Here is a 23,206-nt window from a genome sequence, read left to right on the forward strand (position 1 = left end):
CACCAGCTCAGCGGGTTGGGCATCGGCTGGGTCTCGTGGTGGTAGTAGAGGCAGGTCAGGTCGCGCCAGCACGGGTCGCCGCGCAGCTTGATGAGGCCGGCGCCGAACTCGAGCCGGAAGACCAGCCACCGCATCAAGAACACGAGCAGGATCGGCGGCGCCGTCCGCGCGTTGCCGAGGAAGACCGCCAGCGCGCCCACCTCGCACAGCAGCGATTCCCAGCCGAAGGAGTAGAAGGTCTGGCCCACGTTCACGATCGACAGGTAGAGGGCCCAGAGCGTCAGCCAGACGAGCATCGGCACCCAGAGCGGCCCGGCCTGGGGCAGGCCGAGGACCACGGCGACGCCGAGCAGCACCCCGCCCCAGGCCGCCGCGAGGAGGAGGCGGTCGGAGTAGGCGAACTGGAACAGGCTCGGCGCGTCGCCGAACCGCACCCGGCGCAGGAACCGCGGCACCGGCAGGAGCCCCCGCTCACCGAGCAGCGGCCGGAACTGGTTGCAGGCGGTGAGGAACGCCACCACGTAGATGACTCCGAGGGCGCGCTCGAACACGAACCGCGTCAGCCAGTACTGCGGCGCGTCGAACCAGCTCATCCCTACCCCGGGAGGTTCGTCCCTCGCTCGCGGCGGCTCGCCGCCCCCGGGGGCTGGAACCGCGGCGCCCGCCGGCCGAAGACGCGGCGCAGCGCCACCCGGGCCGCCTCGTGCCCGCAGACGCCGTGCACCCCCGGGCCCGGCGGCGTCGCCGCGGAGCAGAGGAACACCGCCGGGTCCGGCGTCGCGTACGGGACCGCCGCCACCAGGGGCCGGAATAGCGCCTGGGCGCCCGAGACGGCGCCGTCGGCGATGTCCCCGCCCACGAGGTTGGCGTTCTGCCGCTCGAGCTGGCCGGGCGGCGACACCGCCCGGGCCAGCACCACGTCGCGGAAGCCGGGGGCGAACCGCTCGATCTGGCCCTCGATGGCGTCGGTGAGGTCGCCGGGCCAGCCGTTCGGCACGTGGGCGTAGGCCCAGAAGGTGTGGCGGCCCGCTGGGGCGCGGGACGGGTCGACGAGGCTGGGCTGCGCCGAGACCACGAGCGGCCGGTCCGGCGCCTGGCCGCGGCTGATCGCGGCGAGCGCGGCGGCGACCTCGGGCAGGGTGCCGCCGAGGTGCACGGTGCCGGCCCGCCGGGTGGCCTCGTCGCGCCACGGGACCGGTCCGCTCAGCGCGTAGTCGAGCTTGAAGACGCCGGGCCCGCGCCGGTAGCGGCCGAGCCGCCGCAGCCACCGGCGGGGCAGCCGCCGCCCGGCCAGGCCGGGGAGGGCCCAGGGGGACACGTCGAGGAGGTACGCCCGGGCCGTCGGCAGCTCGTCGAGGCTCCGCACCCGGTGGCCGGTCACGATCGACCCGCCGAGCTCGGCCAGGTAGCCGGCGAGGGCGTCGGCGATCGCCTGCGCGCCGCCGCGGGGGCTGGGCCAGCCCACGTCGTGGGCCGCGAGGGCCAGCATCAGCGCCGGGCCGGTGCTGACCGGCGCGGTGAGCGGGCTGCCCGTGTGCGCGGCCATGCCCGCGAGCAGGGCGGGCCCGGCGTCGCCGCGCAGGCGGCGGGCGCTGACCGTCAGGGGGAGGAGCGCCCGGGCCCCGAAGCGGGCCAGGAGCGCGGGGTGGCGCGGCGGGACGGAGGCGAACGGGCGGAGCACGTCGGGGGCCAGGGCCGCCCACCGGCCGACGAACGGGGTGAGGAGCGCGCGGTAGCCGCGACCGCCGGGTCCGAGGCCGGCCGCGGTGTCGGCGAGCGAGCGCTCGAGCCGGGCGGCGGGCCCGTCGTCGAGCGGGTGGGCCAGGGCCAGCGGCGGCTCGAGCCAGCTGAGGCCGTGGTCGGCGAGCGGGAGCGTGGCGAAGACGGGCGACCCGGCCGCGAGCGGGTGCACGGCCGAGCACCGGTCGTGGTGGAAGCCCGGCAACGTCAGCTCGGCGGTGCGGGCCCCGCCGCCCACGCCGTCGTTGGCCTCGAAGACCCGAACGCCCACGCCGGCCGCCGCCAGCGTGACCGCGGCGGTGAGCCCGTTGGGCCCCGCGCCGACGACGACCGCGTCGAGAGACTCCGAGGCCACCCCGCGAGGCTCGCGCGTCGCGGCGCGCCAGGCCGAGTCGTCGCGCGTCGCCGAGCCGGCGAGCGCGGGTCAGCGCGCCGTGGCCTCCCAGTAGCCGGGCTCCGGGAGCACGCTCGGCGGCTCGATGTTCAACGATCCGAGGAGGTGGCGCACCAGCGTCTCGCAGACCTCACGCAGGTTCCGGACCTGCTCGGGGGACAGCTGGTCGAAGAGGTGGGCCCGGACGCTCTCGACGTGCTGGGGCGCGGCCGCCTCCAGGGCGTGGAAACCGGCGTCGGTGAGGACCGCGACCGAGCCGCGGCGGTCTTCGGCGCACTGCTCGCGGCGGATCCAGCCGTTCTGCTCGAGGCGCGTGATCGCGTGCGACATCCGGCTCCGGGAGAAGGTCAGGGCCTCGGCGAGGTCGCCCATCCGCATGGCGTGGTTCGGGTGCTCCGAGAGCACGACGAGGGCCTGGTAGTAGGCGAGGGGGAGGTTGGAGTCGCGCTGGAGGTCCCGCTCGACCTGCTCGAAGAGGAGCCCCTGGGCGTACACGAACGCGATCCAGGTCCGTCGCTCCTCGTCGTTCAGCCACCGTGGTGCCGCCACGCTCGTCAGTCTAGCGGATGGTTTACATTTCAACCATCGTGCGGGCGGGGCGACGACGGAGGGGTCAGGAGAAGCGGGCCGAGTACCCGGCCATGAAGGCCTCGACCTCGGGCGTGCGGCTCGCCAGGGCCTGGTTGCGGTTCTCGAGCGCGATCGCGGCGGCGAGGCTCGGCGTGTCGACGTTGTGCCAGAACGCCTCCTTCGTGAGCACCAAGGAAGAAGGGGCGTAGCCCGCGATCTGCCGGGCGACGGCGGCGGCCTCGCTCGCCAGGGCGTCGTCGGGGACGACGCGGCTCACGAGGCCGATGCGCTCGGCTTCGACGGCCCCGAGCTCGCGGCCGGTCACGATGAGGTCGAAGGCCCGTCCGGCGCCCACGATCCGAGGCAGGGTGTGGCTGATGCCGATGTCGGTGCCCGTGAGCCCGGTCCGGATGAACGCCGAGCAGAACCGCGCCGACTCGGCCGCGACCCGAAGGTCGGCGGCGCACGCGAGCGCCAGGCCCCCACCGAAGGCGGGACCGTTCACGGCCGCCAGGATCACCTGCGGCGTCGCTCGCACGCGGAGGGTGAGGCTGGCGATGAACTCCTGGCCGCCGGTGCCCACGAGCGCGTGGGGATGGCCGCCGGGCGCCGGTGGCCGACCCCAGTCCTTCAGGTCGAGGCCCGAGCAGAACCCCCGCCCGGCGCCGGTGAGGATGGCGACGCGGCACTCGGGATCCTGACCGATCTGGTCCAGGGCGTCGTGCAACGAGGCGACGAGCTCGTAGTTCATCGCGTTCAGCCGCTCGGGCCGATTGAGGGTCACGAGCGTGACGTGCGGCTCGGGGTGTTCGAGCACGACGGTCGCCATCTGGTTCTCCGATCTTCGGCAGCGGCGGGCGGGGCCCGGCGGCGTCGGCCCCTAGCTGAGGACCTTCGTGTAGAGGCCGCACTCGTGGCGGGCGTCGACGAACCCGAGCGCCGGGTAGAAGGCGTGCGCGGCGGCGCGCTCCGGCCGGTGGGCGCTCACCACCTCCAGCTCGGTGCAGGCGGCGGCGCGGGCTCGTCGTTCGACCTCGGCCACCAGCCGCTGCCCGACGCCCGTCTGCCGGGCCGCCGCCTCCACCGCGATCGCGGTCAGCCGGCACCGGGGCGCGCCGTCCTCGAAGAAGAACACGATCTGATACGACGCGAACCCGGACACCGAGTCGCCATCGGCGGCGACCAGGACCCCGCCGCGGTCGCCCGCGGCGCTCGCCAGCTGCTCCGCGAGCCGGCTGGGCGTGGACGGGTAGCCGAGCTGGCCCAGCAGCACGAGGAGCGGCTCCGCGTCGGCCATCGACGCGGGACGGATCGCCGGCGCCACGCAGCGACGATACCGGGGCGCGGCGGACGCCCACCGTGGCGCGCCCACCAGCGCGGGCCCGGACCCTCGGTCGGCCGCGCCGGCGCCGTCCGGGTGGCGCTGTGCCAGAGTCTCCCCGTCCCTGGCGGTCCCGGCGTCGGGCAGGCTGGCTCGCATGCAAGCGCACCTCATCGACGGCACCTACGAGCTGTTCCGGCACTACTTCGCGGTCCCGGAGCACTTCGCCGACGACGGGATGGACGTCGGCGCGACGCGCGGCGTCGTCGGCTCGGTCGTGCAGCTGCTCGAGGAAGGCGCGACCCACGTCGCCGTGGCGACCGACCACGTGATCGAGTCGTTCCGGAACGACCTGTGGCCGGGCTACAAGACCGGCGCCGGCGTCGAGCCCGCGCTGCTCCAGCAGTTCCCGGTCGTCGAGGACGCGCTGCGGGCGCTGGGCGTCACCGTCTGGGCCGAGGTGGAGCTCGAGGCGGACGACGCCCTCGCCTCCGGGGCGGCGGCGGTCCGCGCCGACCCGGCGGCGGACCGGGCGGTCATCTGCACGCCGGACAAGGACCTGGCGCAGTGCGTCGACGACCCGCAGGTGGTCCAGCTCGACCGCCGGACCGGTCGGGTCCTCGACGAGGCCGCGGTGCGGGCGAAGTTCGGCGTGTCGCCGGCGTCGATCCCGGACTGGCTCGCGCTCGTCGGTGACAGCGCCGACGGCTTCCCGGGCCTCCCGGGCTGGGGCGCGAAGTCCGCCAGCGCCGTCCTCGCCCGGTACGGCCACCTCGACGCCATCCCGGACCAGGCGCTGAACTGGGACGTGGACGTGCGCGGCGCGGCCCGGCTCGCGGCCACCCTCGCCGAGCAGCGGTCCCGGGCCGAGCTGTTCCGGGTGCTGGCGACGCTGCGGACCGACGCCGACGTCGGCGTGCCGGCGGCGTGGCGGTGGGCCGGACCGACGCGGGAGCTCGGAGGGTGGGCGGACCGCCTCGGGTCGCCCACCCTGGTCGCGCGCGCCGACCGGCTGGCCGAATCCCGAGCCTGAGAGGAGCAGCATGGGACTGGAAGGACGGGTCGCCCTCGTGACCGGCGGCGGCCGGGGGATCGGCGCCGCCATCGGGCTCGGGCTCGCCGCGGACGGCGCCGACGTGGCGGTCAACTACCGGCGCGACGCCGCGGCCGCGGCGGAGACCGTGGGCGCGATCGAGGACCTCGGGCGGAAGGCGGTCGCGTACCAGGCGTCGGTCGACGACGCCGCCGCCGACGCGGCCATGGTCGAGGCCGCGCTGGCGGACTTCGGCCACGTCGACATCCTCGTGCACAGCGCCGGCATCGCCAGCCGGGGCCACACGACGCTCGAGACCGACCCCGCCGAGCTCGAGCGGGTGTGGCGGATCCATGCTTTCGGCGCCTTCCTGCTCGCGAAGCTGGTGCTGCCGAGCATGCGGGCCCAGCCCCGAGGCGACGTGATCCTGATCTCCAGCGTGGCGACGAGCTTCATGGCCGCGAACTCGCTGCCGTACAACGTGGCGAAGGCGTCGCTCGAGGCCCTCGCCCGGACCCTGGCCAAGGAGGAGCGCCGGAACGGGATCCACGTCAACGTGGTGGCCCCCGGACTGGTCGTGTCCGAGATGGGCCGCCGGCTGGTCCGGGCGACCCAGGGCGTCGAGGACATCCACGCCCTCGACGCCGGCTCGCCCTACGGCCACGTGTGCACGCCCGACGAGGTGGCCGACGTGGTGCGGTTCCTCGTGTCCGACGCCGCCGGCTACCTGACCGACCAGCGGCTGACCGTGGACGGGGGCACCTTCTAGGCCGTCCGGGGTCCCCCGTCCGGCGTCTGGGCTGGTCAGGGGCCATCCGCGGCGTCGTCACACCCCCGTGTGACGCTGCAGCGATGGAGCTCGTCGTCATCGCCGTCGCGATCCTCGGGCCCCTCGTCGTCGCGGGCGTCGCCGGGCTGGTGCTGCGCCGCCACCAGCTGAGCTCGGCCCGGCTGGTCGCGGACCACGAGCGGGCCATGGCCGGGCAGCGCGACGCCGTCGTCCAGGCCGCCGTCGAGCAGTTCCTGGCCCACAACCGGGCCGCGCTGCTCGCCGAGCGGGAGCTGGCCGACCGGGACCTCGAGGGCAAGAAGTCGCTCATCGACCAGCAGCTGGCGGCGATGGCCGCCAAGCTGGACGACGTCTCGCACCTGGTCCAGGACGTCGAGGCCCAGCGGGCCCGCTCCTTCGGCGAGCTCAGCGCCCAGCTGAGCCAACAGCACGACGGGCTCGCCGACCTGCTCCACACCACCCAGAGCCTTCGGGAGGCGCTCTCCAGCACGAAGGCGCGCGGCCAGTGGGGCGAGCGCATGGCCGAGGACGTCCTCCGCCTGGCCGGGTTCGTCGAGAACATCAACTACCGGAAGCAGCGCGCCGTCGAGAGCGGCTCCGGGATCCCCGACTACACCTTCTTCCTGCCCAACGACCTGCGGCTCTACATGGACGTGAAGTTCCCCCTCGACAACTACCTGCGGTACTGCGAGGCCGGGTCCGACCTGGAGCGGAAGCGGCACCGCGACGACTTCCTCCGAGACGTGCGGGCCCGGGTGCGCGAGCTGAGCGGACGGGACTACGTGGACGCCGGCGGCGGGACGGTCGACTTCGTGCTCCTGTTCATCCCCAACGAGCAGCTGTACGCCTTCATCCACGAGCAGGACGACACGATCCTGGACGAGGCCGTCCGGCAGGGCGTCGTGTTCTGCTCGCCGCTGACGCTGTTCGTGGTCCTGGCGCTGATCCGCCAGATGGTCGAGAACTTCCGGCTCGCCCGCACCTCCGACGAGATCCTCGGGCTCCTCGGCCAGTTCCTCGACCAGTGGGGGAAGTTCAAGGTCCAGATGGAGAAGGTGGGCCAGAAGATCGAGGCTGCCGGCCGCGAGTACACCGCCCTGGCCGGGACCCGGGCCAACACGCTCGAGCGCCCCCTCCGAGCCATCGAGGAGCTCCGAACCCGGGACCTCGAGCTCGTCGAGGAGCCGGACGACGGGGACCCGCCGCTGGCCCTGGAGGCCTGACCGCCCGCCTGCCGGCCGACCCGCCCGACGGCGCCGGTACCCTGCTTTTATGCAGCGGTTCCTCGCCTACGCCGCCGCGCTGGCGGTGGTCGAGCTGGTCGTGATCGTCGAGGTCGCGCAGCGGCTCGGCGTCATCGACACGATCGGGCTGCTGATCCTGGTGTCGATCGTCGGCGTGCTCGTCGTGAAGGCCCAGGGCCTGGCCGTCCTGCGGCGGCTCGTCGGCGACGTCGAGGCCGGACGCGTCCCGGGACCCACGCTGGCCGACGGCGCGCTCGTCGTCGTCGCCGGCGCGCTGCTCGTCGTGCCGGGGTTCGTCACCGACGTCCCCGGGCTGCTCCTCCTCGTGACGCCGGTGCGGCGCGTCGTCCGCCGTCGACTCCGGCGGCGCTGGTCTCGCCGCTTCGTCGTCGTGCGCGGCGACGAGCTCGAAGCCTGACCCGGGCGCTCAGAGGCGCAGGAGCTCGGGCGCGACCGGGCAGTCGACGCGCCGGTCGAGCCGACCGGGGGCTTCGAGACCGAACGGCCCCGCGATCTGGTCGGCGCGGCCGACCGCGAGTCGCTCGACGTCGGGTTCGTCGCCGAGCTGCGCGGACAGCGCGTCGAACAGGCGGGCCGGCAGCAGCCGCCCGGCCGGCACGACCAGCCACAGCGCCGCGTGACCGAGCGACGCGTGCAGGTCCTCGACGCCGTCGGGAACGACCGCCGTCCCCGGGCTGGCCGCCAGCACCTCGACGAGCAGGTGGCTGGGGGCGGCCGCGACGACCTCGACCTCGTCGAGGACCCGCACGCGGCGTTCAGCGGGGCGGAGCCGCTGGTGTCGGGGCCGCACGACGACGACGTCGAGGTCCGGGCGCTCCGTAAGCGCGGCGGCGGTGACGTCCGGCCAGCCGAGCACGGCGACTGCGTCGTCGTGTGGGAACGGCAGCAGCGACGCCAGCCGGTTGGCGGTGCGGTCGCGCTCGAGGCTGCGCGCGGCCTCACGGGCGCCGGTGGCGGGCTCGGGGGCCGCCAGGACGTGCGCGCACAGCCACCAGAGGCCCCCGTTGCTCGGGTGGTGGGCGAGGAGACGCCGGCACACCGTGACGAGCTGGGTGGGGTCGTCGGCGAAGTCAGCCAGGCACTCCGCGGCCTCGAGGACGAGACCGCGGTCGTCCCCGGCGTACCGCGCCAGGGCGCGCAGCCGCTCGAACGGCAGCATCCCTACCGGGCGCCGGGCGGTTCCTTCGGCAGGCCGAGGACCCGCTCACCGACGATGTTGCGCATCACCTCGTCGGTGCCGCCGGCGACGCGCACGCCCGGCACGCCGAGGACGAACTCCGCCCAGGCGAACGTGCCCCACTCGCGCGTGTCGGCGACGAGGCGCGGCCCGAGCAGCTCGCCGAGGGCGTCGGCGACGCGCTGCATGTTCTGGGTGAGCGCCAGCTTCGCGATCGACATCTCGGGCCCCGGCACCTGCCCGGCGCGGATCTTGGCCATGGCGCGCAGGTTCGTGTAGCGGGCGACGGTGTGCCGGATGTAGATGTCGGCGAGCCGCTGGCGGACGAGCGGGTCCTCGTCGCGACCGAAGTGGGTGGCGATCTCTCGGAGCCGCGTGAGGCCGATGGCCCCGACGCCGGCGCCCCCGCCGCCGATCGCGGCCCGTTCGTTCATGAGCGTGGTGAGGGCGACGGTCCAGCCCTCGTCGACGTCACCGAGTCGATGGGTGTCGGGCACTCGCACGTCGGCGAAGAACACCTCGTTGAACGACGCCCCGCCGGTCATCTGGCGGAGCGGCCGGACCTCGACACCGGGCGCCTTCATGTCCACGAGGAACATCGTGAGGCCCTTGTGCTTCGGCTTGTCGGTGGAGGTGCGGGTGATGATCTCGCCGATGTCGCTGTAGTGCGCGCCCGAGGTCCAGACCTTCTGGCCGCTCAGCACCCACTCGTCCCCGTCCCGGATCGCCCGGGTCTGCACGCCGGCGAGGTCGGAGCCGGCCGCGGGCTCGGAGAAGAGCTGGCAGCCGACGACGTCGCCGCGGTGGAGCGGCGCCAGGTACTGGCGCTTCACGTCGGGGATGGCGTGGGCGAGGATCGTCGGGGCGACCATGCCGAGCCCGATCCCGAACACCGTCTGGGGCGGGATCGCGTACCCCCCCGCGAGCTCGCGGTACGCGCGCTCGTAGCCGGCGGGGAGGGCCCGGCCGCCGTACTCCTCGGGTCCGGTGACCCAGCCGAACCCGGCGTCGTACTCGAGCGCCTTCCAGGCCTTCGCGTCCCGGATCTCGGCCGCCTCTTGCTCGGCGGTCTTCTCGTCGAGCAGGCCGACCCGGTCGGAGCCCTTGCCCCACTCGAACTTCTCTTCGGCCCGTGGCTCGGCGTGGCCGTCGAGGAAGGACTTGGCCTCGGCCCGGAACTGGGCTTCGGGGATCACGGTCGCTCCTGTCGTCGGCGCCGGTCGTCCCGGCCGGGTCGCCGGCGCCGATGCTAGCGGCGGCCTGTCGCGCCAGTGTCGAGCCCGGGAGGGTCCGTGGTCGAGGCCCGGACCGATTCGAACACGTCCCCAGCGGCCCGGAGCGCGTCGCCGGCGGCGCGCAGGTGCTCGGCCTGTCCCTGGATCTTCAGGTGCCCAGCGACGGCGGCCTGCTGCGCGTTCATCGTTCCCTGCTGCAGCGCTCGCGCCGTCGAGGCGTCTGTGCGCACGACGACGTGTGGAGACTCGGCGGGACCGGCGGTGACGCGCGCGCCGTCGGCGGTGAAGCAGAGCGAGTACACGACCTCGTCGGTCCCGCGGCGGACGCGCTGCTCGACCACGAGGGGCCGCTCGGCACCGATCGCCGCGAGGCTCGGCGCGTCCCGCGCCGCCTGGTCGAGCTCCTCGATCCACGCGTCCGAGAGGAACTCGGCCACCCGCGCAGCGTACCGGTGCGCGTCCGGCGCGTCGTTCGGACCGGCGGCCGCGGGCCGGCCTAGCATCTCGTGATGTCGTCGGCCGCGCCGGCCCGCCGCAGCATCCCGGTGCCTCCCAGCCTCGTGGCCGTGGGCGCGCGCGCCGAGGCCCGAATCCTCACCCTCCTCGACACCGAGGCGCTCCGGTGGGCCGACGTCGACCCCGAGCTCGCGGAGCCGATCCTGGCCCTCCGAGACCTCGTCGTGGCCGGCGGCAAGCGTCTCCGGCCCGCGTTCTGCCATTGGGCCTACGTCGGCGCCGGCGGACCCCCGACGGCACCGGCGGTGGTCGACGCCGGCGCCGCCCTCGAGCTGCTGCACACGTTCGCGCTCGTCCACGACGACGTCATGGACGGCTCCGAGCTGCGACGAGGTCAGCCCGCCATCCACCGTCGGTTCATGCGGGGCCACGACGACATGGCGTGGCGGGGTGAGGCGCGCCGGTTCGGAGAGGGTGCCGCGATCCTGGTCGGCGACTTCGCGTTCGTGTACGCGGACCTGCTCTTCGGCGACACCACGCCGGTCGCGCGGCGGATCTTCGACGAGCTGCGGCTCGAGCTGTGCGTCGGCCAGTACCTGGACCTCGTCGGCACGGCCAGCGCCAGCAACGACGCCGAGCAGGCCGCCCGCATCGAGCGCTACAAGTCCGGGAAGTACACCGTCGAGCGCCCGCTCCACCTGGGCGCGGCCCTCGCCGGCCGCCTCGACGAGCTGCAGGCGCCGCTGAGCGCCGTGGGCCTCCCGCTCGGGGAGGCGTTCCAGCTTCGCGACGACCTCCTCGGCGTGTTCGGCGACTCGCGGGTGACCGGGAAGCCCGTGGGCGACGACCTGCGCGAGGGGAAGCTCACCCCGCTGCTCGCCGCGGCCGCGGCTCGGGTCGACGGTGCCGGCGCCCGGCTGCTCGGCCGCGTCGGGTCGTCGGACCTGTCGGAGGCGGAGATCCAGGCGCTCCAGGCGCTGCTGCTCGAGTCGGGCGCCTGCGAGGAGATCGAGGCGGCCATCGAGCGGCTGGTGGAGCGGGCGCTCGGCGCCCTCGAGCGGGCCCCGATCACGTGCGAGGCCCGCGACGCGCTCCAGGAGCTCGCGGTCTACGTCGCCTGGCGCGACCGGTAGCCGCCGTGCGGGTCGCAGTCGTGGGAGCGGGCCTCGGTGGGCTCGCCGCCGCCTGCCACCTCGCCGGCCGCGGCCACGAGGTCGCCGTCCTCGAGCGCGGCGAGGTGCCGGGCGGGCTCGCCGGGGTCCTCGACGAGCGCGGCTTCCGGCTCGACACGGGGCCGGTCGTGCTCACGATGGGCGGCATCGTCGCCGACACCTTCGCCGCCGCCGGGTCGAGCGTCGACGAGCACCTGTCGCTGCGCCGCCTCGATCCCATCTACCGGGCCTGCTTCGCCGACGGCACCCAGCTTGCGCTGCGAGCCGACGGCGACGCCACCCGGTCCGAGATCGAGCGGCTCGCGGGGGCCGGCGAGGCGGCGGCGTTCGACCGGTTCTGCGCCTGGCTCCGCGCCCTCGCTGAGGCCGAGCTCGGCCCGTTCGTCGCCCGGAACTTCGACGGTCCCGCCGACCTGCTGCGCGAGGTGCGGGCGCTGCTTCGTCTGGTCCGCCTCGGCGGGCTGCGACGCCTGGCGCCGCGCGTGGCGTCGTTCTTCCAGGACGAGCGGCTGCAGCGGGTCTTCTCGTTCCAGGCCCTCTACGCGGGGTTGTCGCCCTTCGAGGCGCTGGCGATCTTCAGCGTCATCACGTACATGGACACCGTCGAGGGCGTGCTCTTCCCGGCCGGAGGGATGCACGAGCTCGCCCGCGGCCTCGCCGCCGCGGCCGAGAAGGCGGGTGCGGGGTTCCGGTACTCGAGCCCGGTGACGCGGATCGCTCGTCGCGCCGACGGACGCGTCGAGGGCGTCACGCTCGCCGGGGGCGAGCGCATCGCCGCCGACGCGGTCGTGTGCAACGCCGACGTGGCCGCCACGTACCGGTCGCTGCTCGGGATCGCGCCGCCGCGTGTCGCGGCCCGCGGGCGCTACTCGCCCTCGTGCGTGGTGTGGACCGCCGGTGTGCGCGGCCGGCTCCCGGATGGCGCCGCGCACCACAACCTCCACTTCGGGCGGTCCTGGCGTCGCGCCTTCGACGCGCTGCTGCGCGACGGCGCTCGGATGCCCGACCCGTCGATCCTCGTCACCTGCGCCAGCGCCACCGACCCCACCCTCGCCCCACCGGGCGGGGCGACGCTCTACGCGCTCGAGCCGGCCCCGAACCTCGACGGCCGGCTCGACTGGCGCGTCGCCGGCCCCCGGGCCCGGGACGAGCTCGTCGGCCGGGTGGGCGACTGGGGCTACCCGGTGACCGACATCGTGGTGGAGCGCTGCACCGATCCCGCGGGATGGGCGGCCCAGGGCCTCGAGCGGGGGACGCCGTTCGGCCTGGCCCACCGGTTCTTCCAGAGCGGGCCGTTCCGGACGCCGAACGTGGAGCGGCGGGTACCCGGGCTCGTCCTGGCCGGGATGGGTACGGTGCCCGGCGTGGGAATCCCGATGGTCCTGCTCTCCGGGCGGCTCGCGGCGGACCGCGTCGATGCCTGGGGTCGTGGGTGACCACGCTCGACGAGTCCTACGCCCGCTGCCGGCAGCTCAACAAGGCGTACGGGACCACCTACTACGCCGCCACGCTGCTGCTGCCGCGCGTCAAGCGCCACCACGTCCACGCCCTGTACGCGTTCTGCCGGTACGCCGACGACATCGTCGACGACCTCGGTCCCGCGCCGGTCGAGGCGCGCGAGCGCGCCCTCACGGAGTTCGGCGAGCGCTTCTTCGCCGACCTCGAGCGCGGCGACTCCGACGATGCGGTCCTGAAGGCCGTCGTGCACACCGTCAACGCCTTCGACATCAACCCCGACTGCTTCCGGCGGTTCCTGCGTTCCATGACCATGGACCTCAAGGTCGAGACCTACGAGACCTTCGACGACCTCCTCGACTACATGGACGGGTCGGCGGCCGTGATCGGCGAGATGATGCTCCCCATCCTCGAGCCCACCTCGGGCGCGGCCCTCCGCCCCGCTCGTGACCTCGGCATCGCCTTCCAGCTCACGAACTTCCTCCGGGACGTCGCCGAGGACCTCGACCGAGGCCGCGTGTACATCCCCCAGGAGGACCTGCGACGCTTCGAGGCCGACCCGTGGGCCCGCCACGTCACCCCAGAGTGGCGCGCGCTGATGGCGTTCGAGATCCGCCGCACCCGCGAGTACTACGCGTCGGCGGACCTCGGGATCCCGATGCTGCCGTCGTCCTCGGCGCGCTGCATCCGGGCCGCCCGGCGGCTGTACTCCGAGATCCTCGATCGCATCGACCGGGCGGGCGGCGACGTGTTCAGCAGCCGGGCCCGGGTGCCGACGGCGCGCAAGGCGCTCGTCGTCGGCTGGTCGGTGCTCAGGACCGGCGACTGACCGCCCGCGGGGTCTCGTCCCGCCGCCGCGCGTTGGCGGCCTCGCGCAGGCGCGGCGGGACGACGGGGGCGAGGAAGCCGAACGGCGCCTCGCTGAAGAGGTGGTGGACGTTGTGCGCCCGCCGCAGGCGGCCCCCGACCCGGTCGGGGACCCGGAGCCACGAGGCCCGGCGGTGGATGACGAGGTCGTGCACGACGAGGTAGGAGAGGCCGTAGCCGGTCACACCGACCCCGATCGGGACGAGCACGGCGCCGGCGCCGCCCCAGACGCCGACCGACAGCACCACGATCGTCAGTGCCGAGAACACCACCGGGAACAGGTCGTTGGCCTCGAGCACCCGGCGGGGCGGGAGGTGGTGGCTGCGGTGCCAGCCCATCCCGAAGCCGTGGAACACGAACCGGTGGGCGAGCGTCGCCACCAGCTCCATGACCGCGAGCGACGCCACGGCGAGCGCGGCGAAGGTCACGGCTGGGCTCGCTCGCGCCGGGCCGCGGCGTCCCACAGGAGCATGGCGAGGGTGAGGAGCGCGAAGGCGAACAGGTAGTCCTCGACCGGGACGTCCCACGGGACCCGCCAGCCCGTCGTGGCGCCGTGGTCGTAGACGACGATCGGGGCGGAAAGCTTCGTCAGCCAGCCGTTGACGGCGATCATGAAGCCGTAGCAGATGGCCAGAGCGGCCCAGTACGCGCCGCTGCGGAGCAGACCGGTGTGCAGCACCGCGACCTCGAACGCCACCACGGCGGCGGTCGCCGCCAGCGCCAGCGCCGTGTACTCATGCACGGCCGCGCCTCAGGATCCCGCGCACGGCCTCGAGCGTCAGCAGGCCGCAGATCGGGATGGCGACGAAGAACACGAGCTCCTCGATCGGCACGCCGCCCGGCAGCGACCACCCCACGACGTACCGCCCGTTGAAGGTCCAGTGGTGGCGGGCGATCGCGAGCGCGTCCCACGCGAAGAAGACGGCGACGGTGGGCACGAGCACGAGCAGCAGCCGACGAGGCCGGCGCCAGACGCGGGCGCCGAGCACCACTTCCAGCGGCAGCGTCACGATCAGGCACGCGGCCATCAAGGCGAGGTACTGGTACTCGTCGCTCACTGCGCGCTCATTCTTGCTCGCCGCGGAACGACGGCGCGCGCAGGGCGACGCGGAGGCCCTCCGGTAGGCTCCGCGGTCGATGCCCTCGGCGACACCCGCGATCGAGGTCGCCGAGCTCGAGAAGCGCTACGGCGCGGTGCGCGCGGTGGACGGCGTCGCGCTCACGGTCGAGCGCGGCGAGGTGTTCGGGCTTCTCGGTCCGAACGGCGCCGGGAAGACCACCACCGTCGAGACCCTCGAGGGCTACCGACGCCCCGACCGGGGTCACCTGCGGGTGCTCGGCCTCGACCCGACCCGCGACGGTCGCCGACTCCGGCCCCAGATCGGCGTGATGCTCCAGGAGGGCGGCCTCTACCCCGGGTTGCGGCCGCTCGAGGCGCTGCAGCTCTTCGCCGCCTACTACGACCACCCCGCCGACCCGGAGGCGCTGCTCGACCGGGTGGGGCTCTCCGGCGTGCGCCGCACCCTCGTCCGGCGGCTCTCGGGCGGGCAGCAGCAGCGGCTGTCGCTGGCGCTGGCGCTCGTGGGGCGCCCGTCGCTCGTGTTCCTCGACGAGCCGACCGCGGGCATGGACCCGCGCGCCCGCGCCACCACCTGGGAGCTCGTGCGCGGCCTCAGCGACGACGGCGTCACGGTGCTGCTCACCACCCACGCGATGGACGAGGCCGAGCAGCTCTGCCATCGCGTCGCCATCATGAACGCCGGTCGGCTCGTGGCCTGCGGCACGCCCGCCGAGCTCACGCTGAACGCGTCGAGCGACGAGACGAGGTTCGCGGCGCCCGCCGGGCTCGACCGCGCGTCGCTCGCCGAGGCGGTCGGGCTGGCCGTCGCCCTCGTGCTCGAGGAGCGTCCCGGCGGGTACCTGCTCCGTGCCGACGCCACGCCGCAGCTGGTGGCCGACCTCGCGATCTGGCTGCGCGACCGCGACGTGCGCCTCGGCGAGCTCCGCACCGGCCGGCGGACCCTCGAAGAGGTGTTCCTCCAGCTGACGACGGACGACGACCGGTGAACCGGTCGTCGGTGCGCGCCGTGTCGGCGCAGGCCCGCGTCGAGCTGCTCCTGACCCTGCGCCGGGGCGAGAGCCTCGTGGTGTCGCTCGCGATCCCAGTCGGGATCCTCGTGTTCTTCACGAAGGTCGACGTCGTGCAGACCTCGCTGCGCGACCCGGTCCAGTTCCTCGTCCCCGGGGTTCTGGCGCTCGCGGTCATGTCCACCGCGATGGTGAGCCTCGGGATCGCGACCGGCTACGAGCGCCGCTACGGGGTCCTGAAGCGGCTCGGGTCGACCCCGCTGTCGCGGGCGGGGCTCCTGGCGGCCAAGACGATCGGCGTCCTGGCCCTCGAGGTCGTGCAGGCGGTCGTCCTGCTGGCGGTGGGGGCCGCCCTCGGCTGGCACGCGGTCGGCAACGTCGGGGTCGCGGTCGGCCTGCTGCTGGTCGGCACGGTCGCGTTCGCCGGCCTGGGCCTCTTCTTCGCCGGCGCGCTGCGGGCGGAGACGAACCTGGCCGTCGCGAACGCGCTGTTCCTGCTCCTGCTGTTCCTGGGCGGGATGGCGTACCCCCTGGGCCGGCTGCCGGGCGCGCTCGAGACCCTCGCCCGCGGGCTGCCGGCGGCGGCGCTGTCCGACACCGTGCGTCAGGCCCTGTCGACGAGCCCGATCTCGGTCGGGGCCCTCGTCACCTTGCTGGCGTGGGCGGTCGGGGCGCCGTTCCTCGCCGCCCGGACCTTCCGATGGGAGGAGTGAGAGCTAGGCGGGCGGAAGGATCCCGTTGAGGTCCCGCTCGAGCTCGCGAGCCGACGTGATCCCGAAGAGCCGGCGGGCGAGCGTGCCGTCGCGTCGGACGAAGAACGTCTCGGGGACCGGCCGGACCCCGTACGCGGCGGCGACGGCGCCGTCGTCGTCGCGAGCGAAGATCCAGTCCGCGTGCTGCTCGCGCACGAAGGCGCGGGCGTCGTCGGGGATGTCCTGGAAGCTCACGCCGACGATCACGAGGCCCTGGGCGCGGTGCCGAGCCAGCGCGGCCCGCAGCAGCGGGAACTCCTGGCGGCACGGGTAGCACCACGACGCCCAGAAGTTCACGAGCACCGGGTGCCCGGCGAGCGCAGCCAGCGAGACGTGGCCGCCGGTCAGCGTGGTCAGCGAGAACCCCGGCGCGGCCGGGCCCGCGGTCGGGGCGCCCGCCGCCGTCGTGGCGGTGCCACCGGACGGCGACGCGTGACGCGACGGGCTGCTGCTCGTCGAGCGGGGCGACGACCCGGAGGCGACGGCCCACCCGGTCACCGCGCCGACGGCGGCGACGACGATCGCGGCGAGGAGGACGAGGCGGCCCCGTCGCGGCCGCCCGCCCTCAGCGGACGTTGACGAGGACGTCGACGGCAACGGCCGCGAAGAGCAGAGCCAGGTAGGTGTTCGACCGGCTGAAGAACGCGATGGCCCGGGCCGGGGAGGGGTCGCGCCGGAGCTGGGCCGCCTGCCCGACGAACGCCAGCCCGAGCAGCGACGCCGCGACCGGGTACACGACACCGGTCGACGCCACGAGCGGCAGGAGCAGGCTCACGACCATCACGAGCGCGGCGTAGGCGAGGATCTGGCTCGCGGCGGCCCGCGGGCCCCGGACGACCGGGAGCATCGGGATGTGCGCCGCCGCGTAGTCGTCGCGGTAGCGCAGGGCCAGGGCCCAGAAGTGCGCCGGCGTCCAGCTGAACACGACCGCGAACAGCACCAGCGCCGGCGCGGCGAGGCTGCCCGTGACCGCGGCCCACCCGACGAGCACCGGCACGGCGCCGGCGGCGCCGCCGATGACGATGTTCTGCGCGGTGCGGGGCTTCAGCCAGATCGTGTACACGAACACGTAGAAGACCGTGGCCGAGAGGGCGAGCCCGGCGGCGAGCAGGTTGGCGCCGCCCCACAGCAGCGCGAACGCCGCCGCTTCGAGCGCGAGGCCGAACACCAGGGCCCGGACCGGCTCGACGACGCCGGACGGCAGGGGACGATGCCGGGTGCGCCGCATGAGCTGGTCGCGGTCCCGCTCGATCCAGCAGTTGATGGTGTTGGCGCCACCGGCGGCGAGGGTCCCCCCGACGAGGACGACGGCCACGAGCCCGAGGTCGGGGACGCCGCCGGCGGCGAGGATCATGGCCGGCACGGTGGTGACGAGCAGCAGCTCGATGACCCGCGGCTTCGTCAACGCGACGTAGTGGGCGACCGCCCGCCGAGCCCGCTTCACCCACGCCTCGACGACGGCGACGGGTTGGTTCAGGGCGACGAAGTCAGACACGGCGCTCCAGGGCGGGGCTCGCGGCATCGTAACCGAGCCGTTGCGAGGCTCTCGAAGCCGCCGGCGGTAGCCTGCGCGGAGCATGGCCGAGAGCCCCGACACCGATGACGTCAAGCAGTCGATCCGCATGACCGCCGATCGGCTCCTCACGAAGCCGTCCGACGAGCACTCGGAGCGCAAGTCCCGGGCGGGGATCGTGATCCCCGCGACCGCGAACGTGGACCGGCGGCTCGTGTGGGCGGAGGTCGTCGCCGTCGGGCCGACGGTGCGCAACGTCGACGACGGCGACCAGGTGCTGTTCGCGCCCGACGCCGGGTACGAGGTCGAGATCCGCGGCGACGAGTACGTCATCCTGCGCGAGCGCGACGTCCACGCGGTGGCGTCGACCAAGCGCGAGGGCCAGTCCGGCCTCTACCTGTAGGCGGGCTCGGCTAGCCCCGGGCGCGGGAGGGGCGGGCCCGCAGCCGGACTTCGGCCGGGTGCCCGACCGGAGCCGGCCGCGCGCGCCGGCGCTCGTCGAGGTACGCCGCGACCCGTCGGTACAGCTTGGAGCCGAGCATCTTGCGGAGCTCGACGGAAAGGCTCTGGTAGACGGGCTCCGAGCCCGTGAACGCCTCGGGCGCCTCGGTGCACCACCAGGCGAAGTCGTCGCCACCCTCGCCCCAGCCGTCGCGGGCGAACTCGGTCAGCGTCGACACGACGGTGCCGTCCTCTTGCTCCTCGTCGACGCGCCGGAGCGGCAGCTGCCAGCACACCTCGGGCTTCACGTCGCTGTGGTGGACGCCGGTGCGGAGGGCGTGGAGGTGCAGCGCGCACCCGGGGCCCCCGGCGAACCCGGGCCGGTTCAGGAAGATGCAGGCGTCGTCGACGAGCCGGGTCCGCCACTCCGTCCGGCCGTCGTCGTCCTTGCCGGCCTTGGCGTAGATGCCCTTCTTGCGACCCGCGGACCGGAACTGCCACTCGTCGTCGGTGAGCCCCTTCGCCACGCGGGCGACGTGATCGCGGTCCTTGCGGTCGGAGAAGTGCGCGCCGTACGAGCAGCAGCCCTGCACGAGCTCGGGCGCGGGCCCGGTCAGCACGCCCTGGCACCCGCACCCGAAGATGCACTGCCACGACGACAGCAGGAACGTCACGTCGACCTGCCAGCGGCGACCCTCCTCGTCGGGGTCGTCGAAGGTCACCCACTCGCGCGTCGGGCCTGGCATCCAAGCCTCCTCGTCAAGGAAGGTCGAGCGTATCGAGCACGTCGGTAGGCTTCGCGCATCGACGACGACGCGGCGTTGCTGGCCGACCTCCGGGCCGTCCTCGGCGCGGAGCGGGTCCGGAACGAGCCCCTCGAGCTCGCCCTCTACGGGCGTGACGCCGGCGTGGCCACCGGCGAGGCCGGGGTCGTGTGCTTCCCGGCCACGCCGGAGCAGGTCGCGGCCACGGTGGCGGTCTCGGCCCGCCACGAGCGGCCCTTCGTGGCCCGCGGCAGCGGCACCGGGCTCGCCGGCGGGGCCACCCCGGTCGGCCGGCCGGTCGTGATCGTCACCACCCACCTGAACCGGATCCTCGACGTCGACGGCCCCAGCCGGGTGGCGTGGGTGGAGCCGGGGGTCCTGAACCTCGACCTCAGCCGCTCCGTCGCGCACCTCGGCCTGCACTACGCCCCGGACCCGTCCTCGCAGCAGGCGTGCACGATCGGCGGCAACGTCGCCACGAACGCCGGCGGGCCGCACTGCCTCGCCTACGGCGTCACGGCCACGCACGTCGTCGCCCTCGACGTCGTCCTCGCCGACGGGACGACCGCCCGCCTCGGCGGCCTCGAGCCCGACCAGCCCGGCTACGACCTGCGGGGCTGCTTCGTCGGCAGCGAGGGGACGATGGGGATCGCGACGCGCGTTGCCGTCCGGCTCACGCCCGACCCCCCGGTGGTCCGGACGCTCCTGCTCGACTTCGTCACCGTCGAGGCCGCCGCTGCGACCGTGAGCGGGATCATCGCCGCCGGGATCGTGCCGGCCGCGCTCGAGATGATGGACGCCGCGATCACGCGTGCCGTCGAGGACTTCGTCGGCGCCGGCTACCCGCGTGACGCCGGCGCGGTGCTGCTCGTGGAGGTCGACGGCCTCGAGTGCGGCGTCGCGTCCCAGGTCGAGGCGGTGCGCGCCGTCGGCGCCGCGAACGGCGCCCGGACCGTGCGCGTCGCCGCCGACGACCAGGAGCGGGCGTTGCTCTGGAAGGGCCGGAAGTCGGCGTTCGGGGCCATCGCCCGGATCGCGCCCGACTACTACCTCCACGACGCCGTCGTGCCGCGCACGCGCCTCGTCGACGTCCTCGAGCGCGTGTACGCCGTCGCCGCCGAGCAGCGCCTCACGATGATGAACGTGTTCCACGCCGGGGACGGCAACCTCCACCCGCTCATCGTCTTCGACGCGCGGGAGCCGGGCATCTGGCCCCGGGTCGCCGACGCCGGCGACGCCATCCTCCGGGCGTGCGTGGACGCCGGCGGCGTGCTGTCGGGGGAGCACGGGATCGGCCTCGAGAAGCGGGACGCCATGCCGATGGTCTTCGGGCCCGACGACCTCGACGCGCAGGCCCGCCTGCGGGACGCCTTCGACCCGTGGGGGCTCGCCAACCCGGACAAGGTGCTGCCCCGCGGGAGCCGCTGCGGAGAGCTCAGCCGGGTTCCGGACGGCGCGTGGATCTGACCCCGGCGCCGAGCGAGGAAGCCGTCCGCGCCGCCGTGGTCGAGGCCTCGACCGTCCTGCCGGTCGGGGCCGGCACCCACCGGGAGGTCGGCGGTCCGGTCCCCGACGGCACGCCGGTGTCGGCGCCGGCGGGGATCGTCGCCTACGACCCCGCCGAGCTGACGGTGACGACGTGGGCGGGGACCACCGTGGCCGAGCTCGACGCCGCCCTCGGCGCCCACGGCCAGGAGTGCCCGCTCGACCCGCCCGATCCGCGCTGCACGCTGGGGGGCCTGGTCGCGGTCGGGCTGTCCGGGCACCGCCGCCTCCGCTACGGGCCGCTGCGCGACCGGGTGCTCGAGGTCCGCTTCGTGACCGGCGACGGCCGGGTCGTCCGCGGCGGCGGCCCGACCGTGAAGAACGTGACCGGCTTCGACCTCCCCCGGCTGCTCGTCGGCTCGTTCGGGACGCTCGGCGTGCTGACGCGGCTGATCGTGCGCTGCCAGCCCCGGCCCCGCTGCGCCCGCTGGTACCGCAGCGGCGACGACCCGGCCCGGCTGCGCGCCCGGCTGGTGTCGCCGTCGACGGTGGCCGACGCCGGCGCCGGCGCCTGGGTGCTGCTCGAGGGCGACCCCGGCGACGTCGAGGCCCAGGCCGAGGCCGCGTCCCTCCGCCCGGCGCCGGACGCGCCGGCGTGGCCGGAGGGACCGCACCGGGGCCGCATCTCGGTGGCGCCAGCCCGGATGGACGACCTCGCCGCCGCGCTCGGTCGTGCGGACGGGATCGGCTGGCTCGGTGAGTGGGGGGTCGGCACGGTGCACGTGGCCGCCGACTCGGAGGCGGCGCTGGGCGCGGCGCGCGCGGCGGCCACGAGCGTCGGTGGCTGGCTGCTCCGCGAGGCGGGCGCGCCGGGCCTCGACGGCTTCGGGGTCGCGCCGGCCAACCTCGCGGTCATGACCCGCGTGAAGGCCGCTTTCGACCCTGCCGGCAAGCTGGCGCCGGGCCGGCTGCCGATCCCGCCCGTCGAGCGACACCGGCAGGCGTCGTGAGCGACGAGTTCGCCGACCTCGCCGACCTGGTCGAGACGCTGCGGACGGTCGAGGAGCGGCTCCGCGACGCCGGGTACGAGCGGCTGCGCGCCGCCGCGGTGGACGGCGACGAGGCGGCCGGGGCGCAGGAGCGGCGGGTGCAGCAGGCGCGGCGCGCCGTCGAGCGAGCGATCCGGGCCCTCGGCGGCGAGGCGGGCGGCGAGCTGTGAGCCGGCCGTGAGCGACGTGCAGTACGCCCGCGCCGACGGCGGCACCCACGTCGCCTACCGGGTGCTCGACGCCGACGCCGACCGCGAGGCGGGCAGCGACATCGTCATGGCTTCGGGGGGCCTGATCCCGATGGAGCTGTTCGACGACGACCCGGGGTTCGTGCGGCTGCTGGAGGGGCTGCGATCCCTCGGGCGGGTGGTGATCTTTGACCGCCGGGGCCTCGGCCTCTCCGACCCGATCGTCGACTGGGAGCGGCCGATCCTCGACCAGTGGGCCGACGACCTCGCCGCGGTGGTGGAGGCGTCCGGGGCCCGAGACCCGGTCGTCTTCGCCTGGGACGGCTACGGCGTCGCCACCCGGTTCGCCGCGGAGCACCGAGACCGACTTCGGCTCCTGGTGCTCCACCAGCCCTTGATGGTGCCCGACGACGGCTGGGACGACTGGGTGGCCCGGCGGGCCGCGCTGGTGCGCGAGAACCTGGGGGGCGGCCGGGACGCGCTGCTCGAGCAGATCGCCCCGACCCGCGTGTCGGATGCGTCGTTCCGAGAGTGGTACGCGCGGGCCGGGCGCGCCGGCGCCAGCCCCGCGACGGCGGCCCGGATCTGGGACTCGGTGTTCCGCTCTCGACCCGACGATCAGCGCGGTGAGCAGGTCGACACGCCCACATTGGTCCTGTCCCGCCGCGACAGCCCCTACGTGTCGGCGGAGGCGGTGCGCCTGGCCGCGGCCCAGATCCGCGGGGCGACCCTCGTCGAGCTCGACGGCGCCGACCACTTCCCGTTTCTCGGCGACGTCGACGCGGTGGTCGCCGAAGTCGGCGACTTCGTGGTCGGGGAGCGGCGGCTCCCGCCCCCCCGGCGCCTCCTGGCGGCGCTCATGTTCACCGACCTCGTCGGCTCCACCGAGCGTGCCGCGACCCTCGGTGACGAGCACTGGCGAGCGGTGCTCGACCGCCACGACCGCACCGTGCGGGCCGCGGTCGGCGGGTGCGGTGGCAACGTCGTGAAGACCACCGGCGACGGCGTCCTCGCGCTCCTGCCGTCCGGGGGTGCCGCCGTGCGTGCGGCCGAGCGAGTGCGAGACGAGCTCGCAGCCGACGGACTCGAGGTTCGCATCGGCATCCACATCGGCGACGTCGACCGTCGCGGGGAGGACGTCTCCGGGCTGGGCGTGCACATCGCGGCCCGAGTCATGGCGGTCGCTGGTCGCGGGCAGGTCGTCGTGACCGCGTCGGTCCCGTCCGCCGTCGCCGGCCAGGCCGGGAGGTTCGAGGCCCTCGGCCCCCACGATCTCAAGGGCGTGCCCGGCGAGTGGGAGCTGTTCCGGCTGGCCGACGCGCCTCGCCGCGACGCGCCCCAGTAGCGTCGGGCGATCTTCGGCGGCGTGCTGAGTGCGCAAGCCGAGCCTCAAGGCGCGCGGACCGCGCCGTCGGTCAGATCGTCGCTGCGAGCCGACGTCGCGGCCGACC

28 protein-coding genes are annotated in these 23,206 nt (G+C 74.8%); 14 read left to right on the top strand and 14 right to left on the bottom strand.

Annotation, left to right across the window (positions count from 1 at the left end):
• The 5 genes from VG869_04620 to VG869_04640 all read right to left on the bottom strand — a co-directional run.
• The coding region (locus VG869_04620) for a lipase maturation factor family protein (protein ID HEV3450469.1) at positions 1 to 593 on the bottom strand (593 nt) is incomplete at its 3' end.
• A 2-nt stretch (positions 594 to 595) separates the two neighbouring features.
• Positions 596 to 2,095 carry an NAD(P)/FAD-dependent oxidoreductase gene (locus tag VG869_04625; GenBank protein HEV3450470.1) on the bottom strand — a complete coding sequence of 500 codons (1,500 nt, stop codon included), beginning with the start codon at positions 2,093 to 2,095 and terminating at the stop codon, positions 596 to 598.
• A gap of 69 nt (positions 2,096 to 2,164) precedes the next feature.
• Positions 2,165 to 2,683, bottom strand: coding sequence for a MarR family transcriptional regulator (locus tag VG869_04630; protein HEV3450471.1), 519 nt, complete (start codon positions 2,681 to 2,683; stop codon positions 2,165 to 2,167).
• A gap of 64 nt (positions 2,684 to 2,747) precedes the next feature.
• Positions 2,748 to 3,533, bottom strand: a complete 786-nt coding sequence (locus tag VG869_04635; GenBank protein HEV3450472.1) for an enoyl-CoA hydratase-related protein — start codon at positions 3,531 to 3,533, stop codon at positions 2,748 to 2,750.
• 51 nt (positions 3,534 to 3,584) lie between these two features.
• Positions 3,585 to 4,028 carry a GNAT family N-acetyltransferase gene (locus tag VG869_04640; protein HEV3450473.1) on the bottom strand — a complete coding sequence of 148 codons (444 nt, stop codon included), beginning with the start codon at positions 4,026 to 4,028 and terminating at the stop codon, positions 3,585 to 3,587.
• Positions 4,029 to 4,182: 154 nt separating this feature from the next.
• Here VG869_04640 and VG869_04645 point away from each other — a divergent pair, with 154 nt between their 5' ends.
• From VG869_04645 to VG869_04660, 4 genes are all read left to right on the top strand, one after another.
• Positions 4,183 to 5,058, top strand: coding sequence for a 5'-3' exonuclease H3TH domain-containing protein (locus VG869_04645; protein HEV3450474.1), 876 nt, complete (start codon positions 4,183 to 4,185; stop codon positions 5,056 to 5,058).
• Positions 5,059 to 5,068: 10 nt separating this feature from the next.
• Positions 5,069 to 5,827: an SDR family oxidoreductase gene (locus tag VG869_04650; protein HEV3450475.1), complete on the top strand. Its 759-nt coding sequence runs from the start codon at positions 5,069 to 5,071 to the stop codon at positions 5,825 to 5,827.
• Positions 5,828 to 5,910: 83 nt separating this feature from the next.
• Positions 5,911 to 7,071: a DNA recombination protein RmuC gene (locus VG869_04655; GenBank protein HEV3450476.1), complete on the top strand. Its 1,161-nt coding sequence runs from the start codon at positions 5,911 to 5,913 to the stop codon at positions 7,069 to 7,071.
• Positions 7,072 to 7,120: 49 nt separating this feature from the next.
• A complete protein-coding gene (locus VG869_04660) occupies positions 7,121 to 7,510 on the top strand; it encodes an FxsA family protein (GenBank protein HEV3450477.1) in 390 nt (129 codons plus the stop codon).
• Between the two features lie 9 nt (positions 7,511 to 7,519).
• Here VG869_04660 and VG869_04665 read toward each other — a convergent pair whose 3' ends face one another.
• From VG869_04665 to VG869_04675, 3 genes are read right to left on the bottom strand one after another with little or no spacing between them, the layout of a single operon-like run.
• Positions 7,520 to 8,272 (bottom strand): hypothetical protein, encoded by a 753-nt coding sequence (locus VG869_04665; GenBank protein ID HEV3450478.1) that lies wholly within the window; start codon positions 8,270 to 8,272, stop codon positions 7,520 to 7,522.
• Positions 8,273 to 8,274: 2 nt separating this feature from the next.
• Positions 8,275 to 9,486 carry an acyl-CoA dehydrogenase family protein gene (locus VG869_04670; GenBank protein HEV3450479.1) on the bottom strand — a complete coding sequence of 404 codons (1,212 nt, stop codon included), beginning with the start codon at positions 9,484 to 9,486 and terminating at the stop codon, positions 8,275 to 8,277.
• Between the two features lie 53 nt (positions 9,487 to 9,539).
• The gene (locus VG869_04675) at positions 9,540 to 9,962 is read right to left on the bottom strand and encodes an SCP2 sterol-binding domain-containing protein (protein ID HEV3450480.1); all 423 of its coding nucleotides are present in this window, start codon (positions 9,960 to 9,962) and stop codon (positions 9,540 to 9,542) included.
• Positions 9,963 to 10,034: 72 nt separating this feature from the next.
• On the opposite strand from VG869_04675, the gene VG869_04680 reads away from it, so the two are divergent.
• The 3 genes from VG869_04680 to VG869_04690 are packed head-to-tail and all read left to right on the top strand — an operon-like array spanning position 10,035 to position 13,437.
• Positions 10,035 to 11,114 (top strand): polyprenyl synthetase family protein, encoded by a 1,080-nt coding sequence (locus VG869_04680; protein HEV3450481.1) that lies wholly within the window; start codon positions 10,035 to 10,037, stop codon positions 11,112 to 11,114.
• A 20-nt stretch (positions 11,115 to 11,134) separates the two neighbouring features.
• Positions 11,135 to 12,589 (top strand): phytoene desaturase family protein, encoded by a 1,455-nt coding sequence (gene crtI / locus VG869_04685; protein ID HEV3450482.1) that lies wholly within the window; start codon positions 11,135 to 11,137, stop codon positions 12,587 to 12,589.
• The gene (locus VG869_04690) at positions 12,586 to 13,437 is read left to right on the top strand and encodes a phytoene/squalene synthase family protein (GenBank protein ID HEV3450483.1); all 852 of its coding nucleotides are present in this window, start codon (positions 12,586 to 12,588) and stop codon (positions 13,435 to 13,437) included. The genes crtI and VG869_04690 overlap by 4 nt, the downstream gene beginning before the upstream one ends.
• On the opposite strand, the gene VG869_04695 is transcribed toward VG869_04690, so the two are convergent.
• From VG869_04695 to VG869_04705, 3 genes are read right to left on the bottom strand one after another with little or no spacing between them, the layout of a single operon-like run.
• Entirely contained in the window at positions 13,421 to 13,903 is a 483-nt protein-coding gene (locus VG869_04695) for a sterol desaturase family protein (protein ID HEV3450484.1), read from the bottom strand. The two genes, VG869_04690 and VG869_04695, sit on opposite strands and share 17 nt — an antisense overlap.
• Positions 13,900 to 14,217, bottom strand: coding sequence for a lycopene cyclase domain-containing protein (locus VG869_04700; protein HEV3450485.1), 318 nt, complete (start codon positions 14,215 to 14,217; stop codon positions 13,900 to 13,902). Before VG869_04700 ends, VG869_04695 begins: the two co-directional genes overlap by 4 nt.
• Entirely contained in the window at positions 14,210 to 14,533 is a 324-nt protein-coding gene (locus VG869_04705; GenBank protein HEV3450486.1) for a lycopene cyclase domain-containing protein, read from the bottom strand. Before VG869_04705 ends, VG869_04700 begins: the two co-directional genes overlap by 8 nt.
• A 79-nt stretch (positions 14,534 to 14,612) precedes the next feature.
• Here VG869_04705 and VG869_04710 point away from each other — a divergent pair, with 79 nt between their 5' ends.
• Entirely contained in the window at positions 14,613 to 15,542 is a 930-nt protein-coding gene (locus VG869_04710) for an ABC transporter ATP-binding protein (protein ID HEV3450487.1), read from the top strand.
• Entirely contained in the window at positions 15,539 to 16,276 is a 738-nt protein-coding gene (locus tag VG869_04715) for an ABC transporter permease (GenBank protein ID HEV3450488.1), read from the top strand. The genes VG869_04710 and VG869_04715 overlap by 4 nt, the downstream gene beginning before the upstream one ends.
• Before the next feature lie 3 nt (positions 16,277 to 16,279).
• Here VG869_04715 and VG869_04720 read toward each other — a convergent pair whose 3' ends face one another.
• Together VG869_04720 and VG869_04725 are read right to left on the bottom strand one after the other, a co-directional pair.
• Positions 16,280 to 16,912 carry a TlpA disulfide reductase family protein gene (locus VG869_04720; protein ID HEV3450489.1) on the bottom strand — a complete coding sequence of 211 codons (633 nt, stop codon included), beginning with the start codon at positions 16,910 to 16,912 and terminating at the stop codon, positions 16,280 to 16,282.
• Positions 16,881 to 17,810: a heme o synthase gene (locus VG869_04725; GenBank protein HEV3450490.1), complete on the bottom strand. Its 930-nt coding sequence runs from the start codon at positions 17,808 to 17,810 to the stop codon at positions 16,881 to 16,883. Before VG869_04725 ends, VG869_04720 begins: the two co-directional genes overlap by 32 nt.
• A gap of 82 nt (positions 17,811 to 17,892) precedes the next feature.
• Here VG869_04725 and VG869_04730 point away from each other — a divergent pair, with 82 nt between their 5' ends.
• Positions 17,893 to 18,231 carry a co-chaperone GroES gene (locus tag VG869_04730; GenBank protein ID HEV3450491.1) on the top strand — a complete coding sequence of 113 codons (339 nt, stop codon included), beginning with the start codon at positions 17,893 to 17,895 and terminating at the stop codon, positions 18,229 to 18,231.
• A gap of 10 nt (positions 18,232 to 18,241) precedes the next feature.
• Here VG869_04730 and VG869_04735 read toward each other — a convergent pair whose 3' ends face one another.
• Positions 18,242 to 19,015, bottom strand: coding sequence for a hypothetical protein (locus VG869_04735; GenBank protein ID HEV3450492.1), 774 nt, complete (start codon positions 19,013 to 19,015; stop codon positions 18,242 to 18,244).
• A 75-nt stretch (positions 19,016 to 19,090) separates the two neighbouring features.
• On the opposite strand from VG869_04735, the gene VG869_04740 reads away from it, so the two are divergent.
• From VG869_04740 to VG869_04755, 4 genes are read left to right on the top strand one after another with little or no spacing between them, the layout of a single operon-like run.
• On the top strand, positions 19,091 to 20,500 hold the full coding sequence (locus VG869_04740) for an FAD-linked oxidase C-terminal domain-containing protein (GenBank protein HEV3450493.1): 1,410 nt from the start codon (positions 19,091 to 19,093) through the stop codon (positions 20,498 to 20,500).
• Complete coding sequence (locus tag VG869_04745; protein HEV3450494.1) at positions 20,491 to 21,528, top strand: FAD-binding protein; 1,038 nt, start codon at positions 20,491 to 20,493, stop codon at positions 21,526 to 21,528. The genes VG869_04740 and VG869_04745 overlap by 10 nt, the downstream gene beginning before the upstream one ends.
• A complete protein-coding gene (locus tag VG869_04750; GenBank protein HEV3450495.1) occupies positions 21,525 to 21,737 on the top strand; it encodes a hypothetical protein in 213 nt (70 codons plus the stop codon). Before VG869_04745 ends, VG869_04750 begins: the two co-directional genes overlap by 4 nt.
• 7 nt (positions 21,738 to 21,744) lie before the next feature.
• Complete coding sequence (locus tag VG869_04755; GenBank protein ID HEV3450496.1) at positions 21,745 to 23,100, top strand: alpha/beta fold hydrolase; 1,356 nt, start codon at positions 21,745 to 21,747, stop codon at positions 23,098 to 23,100.
• Positions 23,101 to 23,206: the final 106 nt, after the last annotated feature.

This window comes from Acidimicrobiia bacterium (assembly GCA_035948415.1).
Lineage (GTDB): Bacteria > Actinomycetota > Acidimicrobiia > IMCC26256 > PALSA-555 > PALSA-555.

Coding starts and splice junctions, on each gene's coding strand:
- VG869_04710 (HEV3450487.1), top strand. CDS start 14,613: ATGCCCTCGGCGACACCCGCGATCGAGGTCGCCGAGCTCGAGAAGCGC.
- VG869_04680 (HEV3450481.1), top strand. CDS start 10,035: ATGTCGTCGGCCGCGCCGGCCCGCCGCAGCATCCCGGTGCCTCCCAGC.
- VG869_04645 (HEV3450474.1), top strand. CDS start 4,183: ATGCAAGCGCACCTCATCGACGGCACCTACGAGCTGTTCCGGCACTAC.
- VG869_04665 (HEV3450478.1), bottom strand. CDS start 8,272: ATGCTGCCGTTCGAGCGGCTGCGCGCCCTGGCGCGGTACGCCGGGGAC.
- VG869_04650 (HEV3450475.1), top strand. CDS start 5,069: ATGGGACTGGAAGGACGGGTCGCCCTCGTGACCGGCGGCGGCCGGGGG.
- VG869_04730 (HEV3450491.1), top strand. CDS start 17,893: ATGGCCGAGAGCCCCGACACCGATGACGTCAAGCAGTCGATCCGCATG.
- VG869_04655 (HEV3450476.1), top strand. CDS start 5,911: ATGGAGCTCGTCGTCATCGCCGTCGCGATCCTCGGGCCCCTCGTCGTC.
- VG869_04735 (HEV3450492.1), bottom strand. CDS start 19,015: ATGCCAGGCCCGACGCGCGAGTGGGTGACCTTCGACGACCCCGACGAG.
- VG869_04635 (HEV3450472.1), bottom strand. CDS start 3,533: ATGGCGACCGTCGTGCTCGAACACCCCGAGCCGCACGTCACGCTCGTG.
- VG869_04660 (HEV3450477.1), top strand. CDS start 7,121: ATGCAGCGGTTCCTCGCCTACGCCGCCGCGCTGGCGGTGGTCGAGCTG.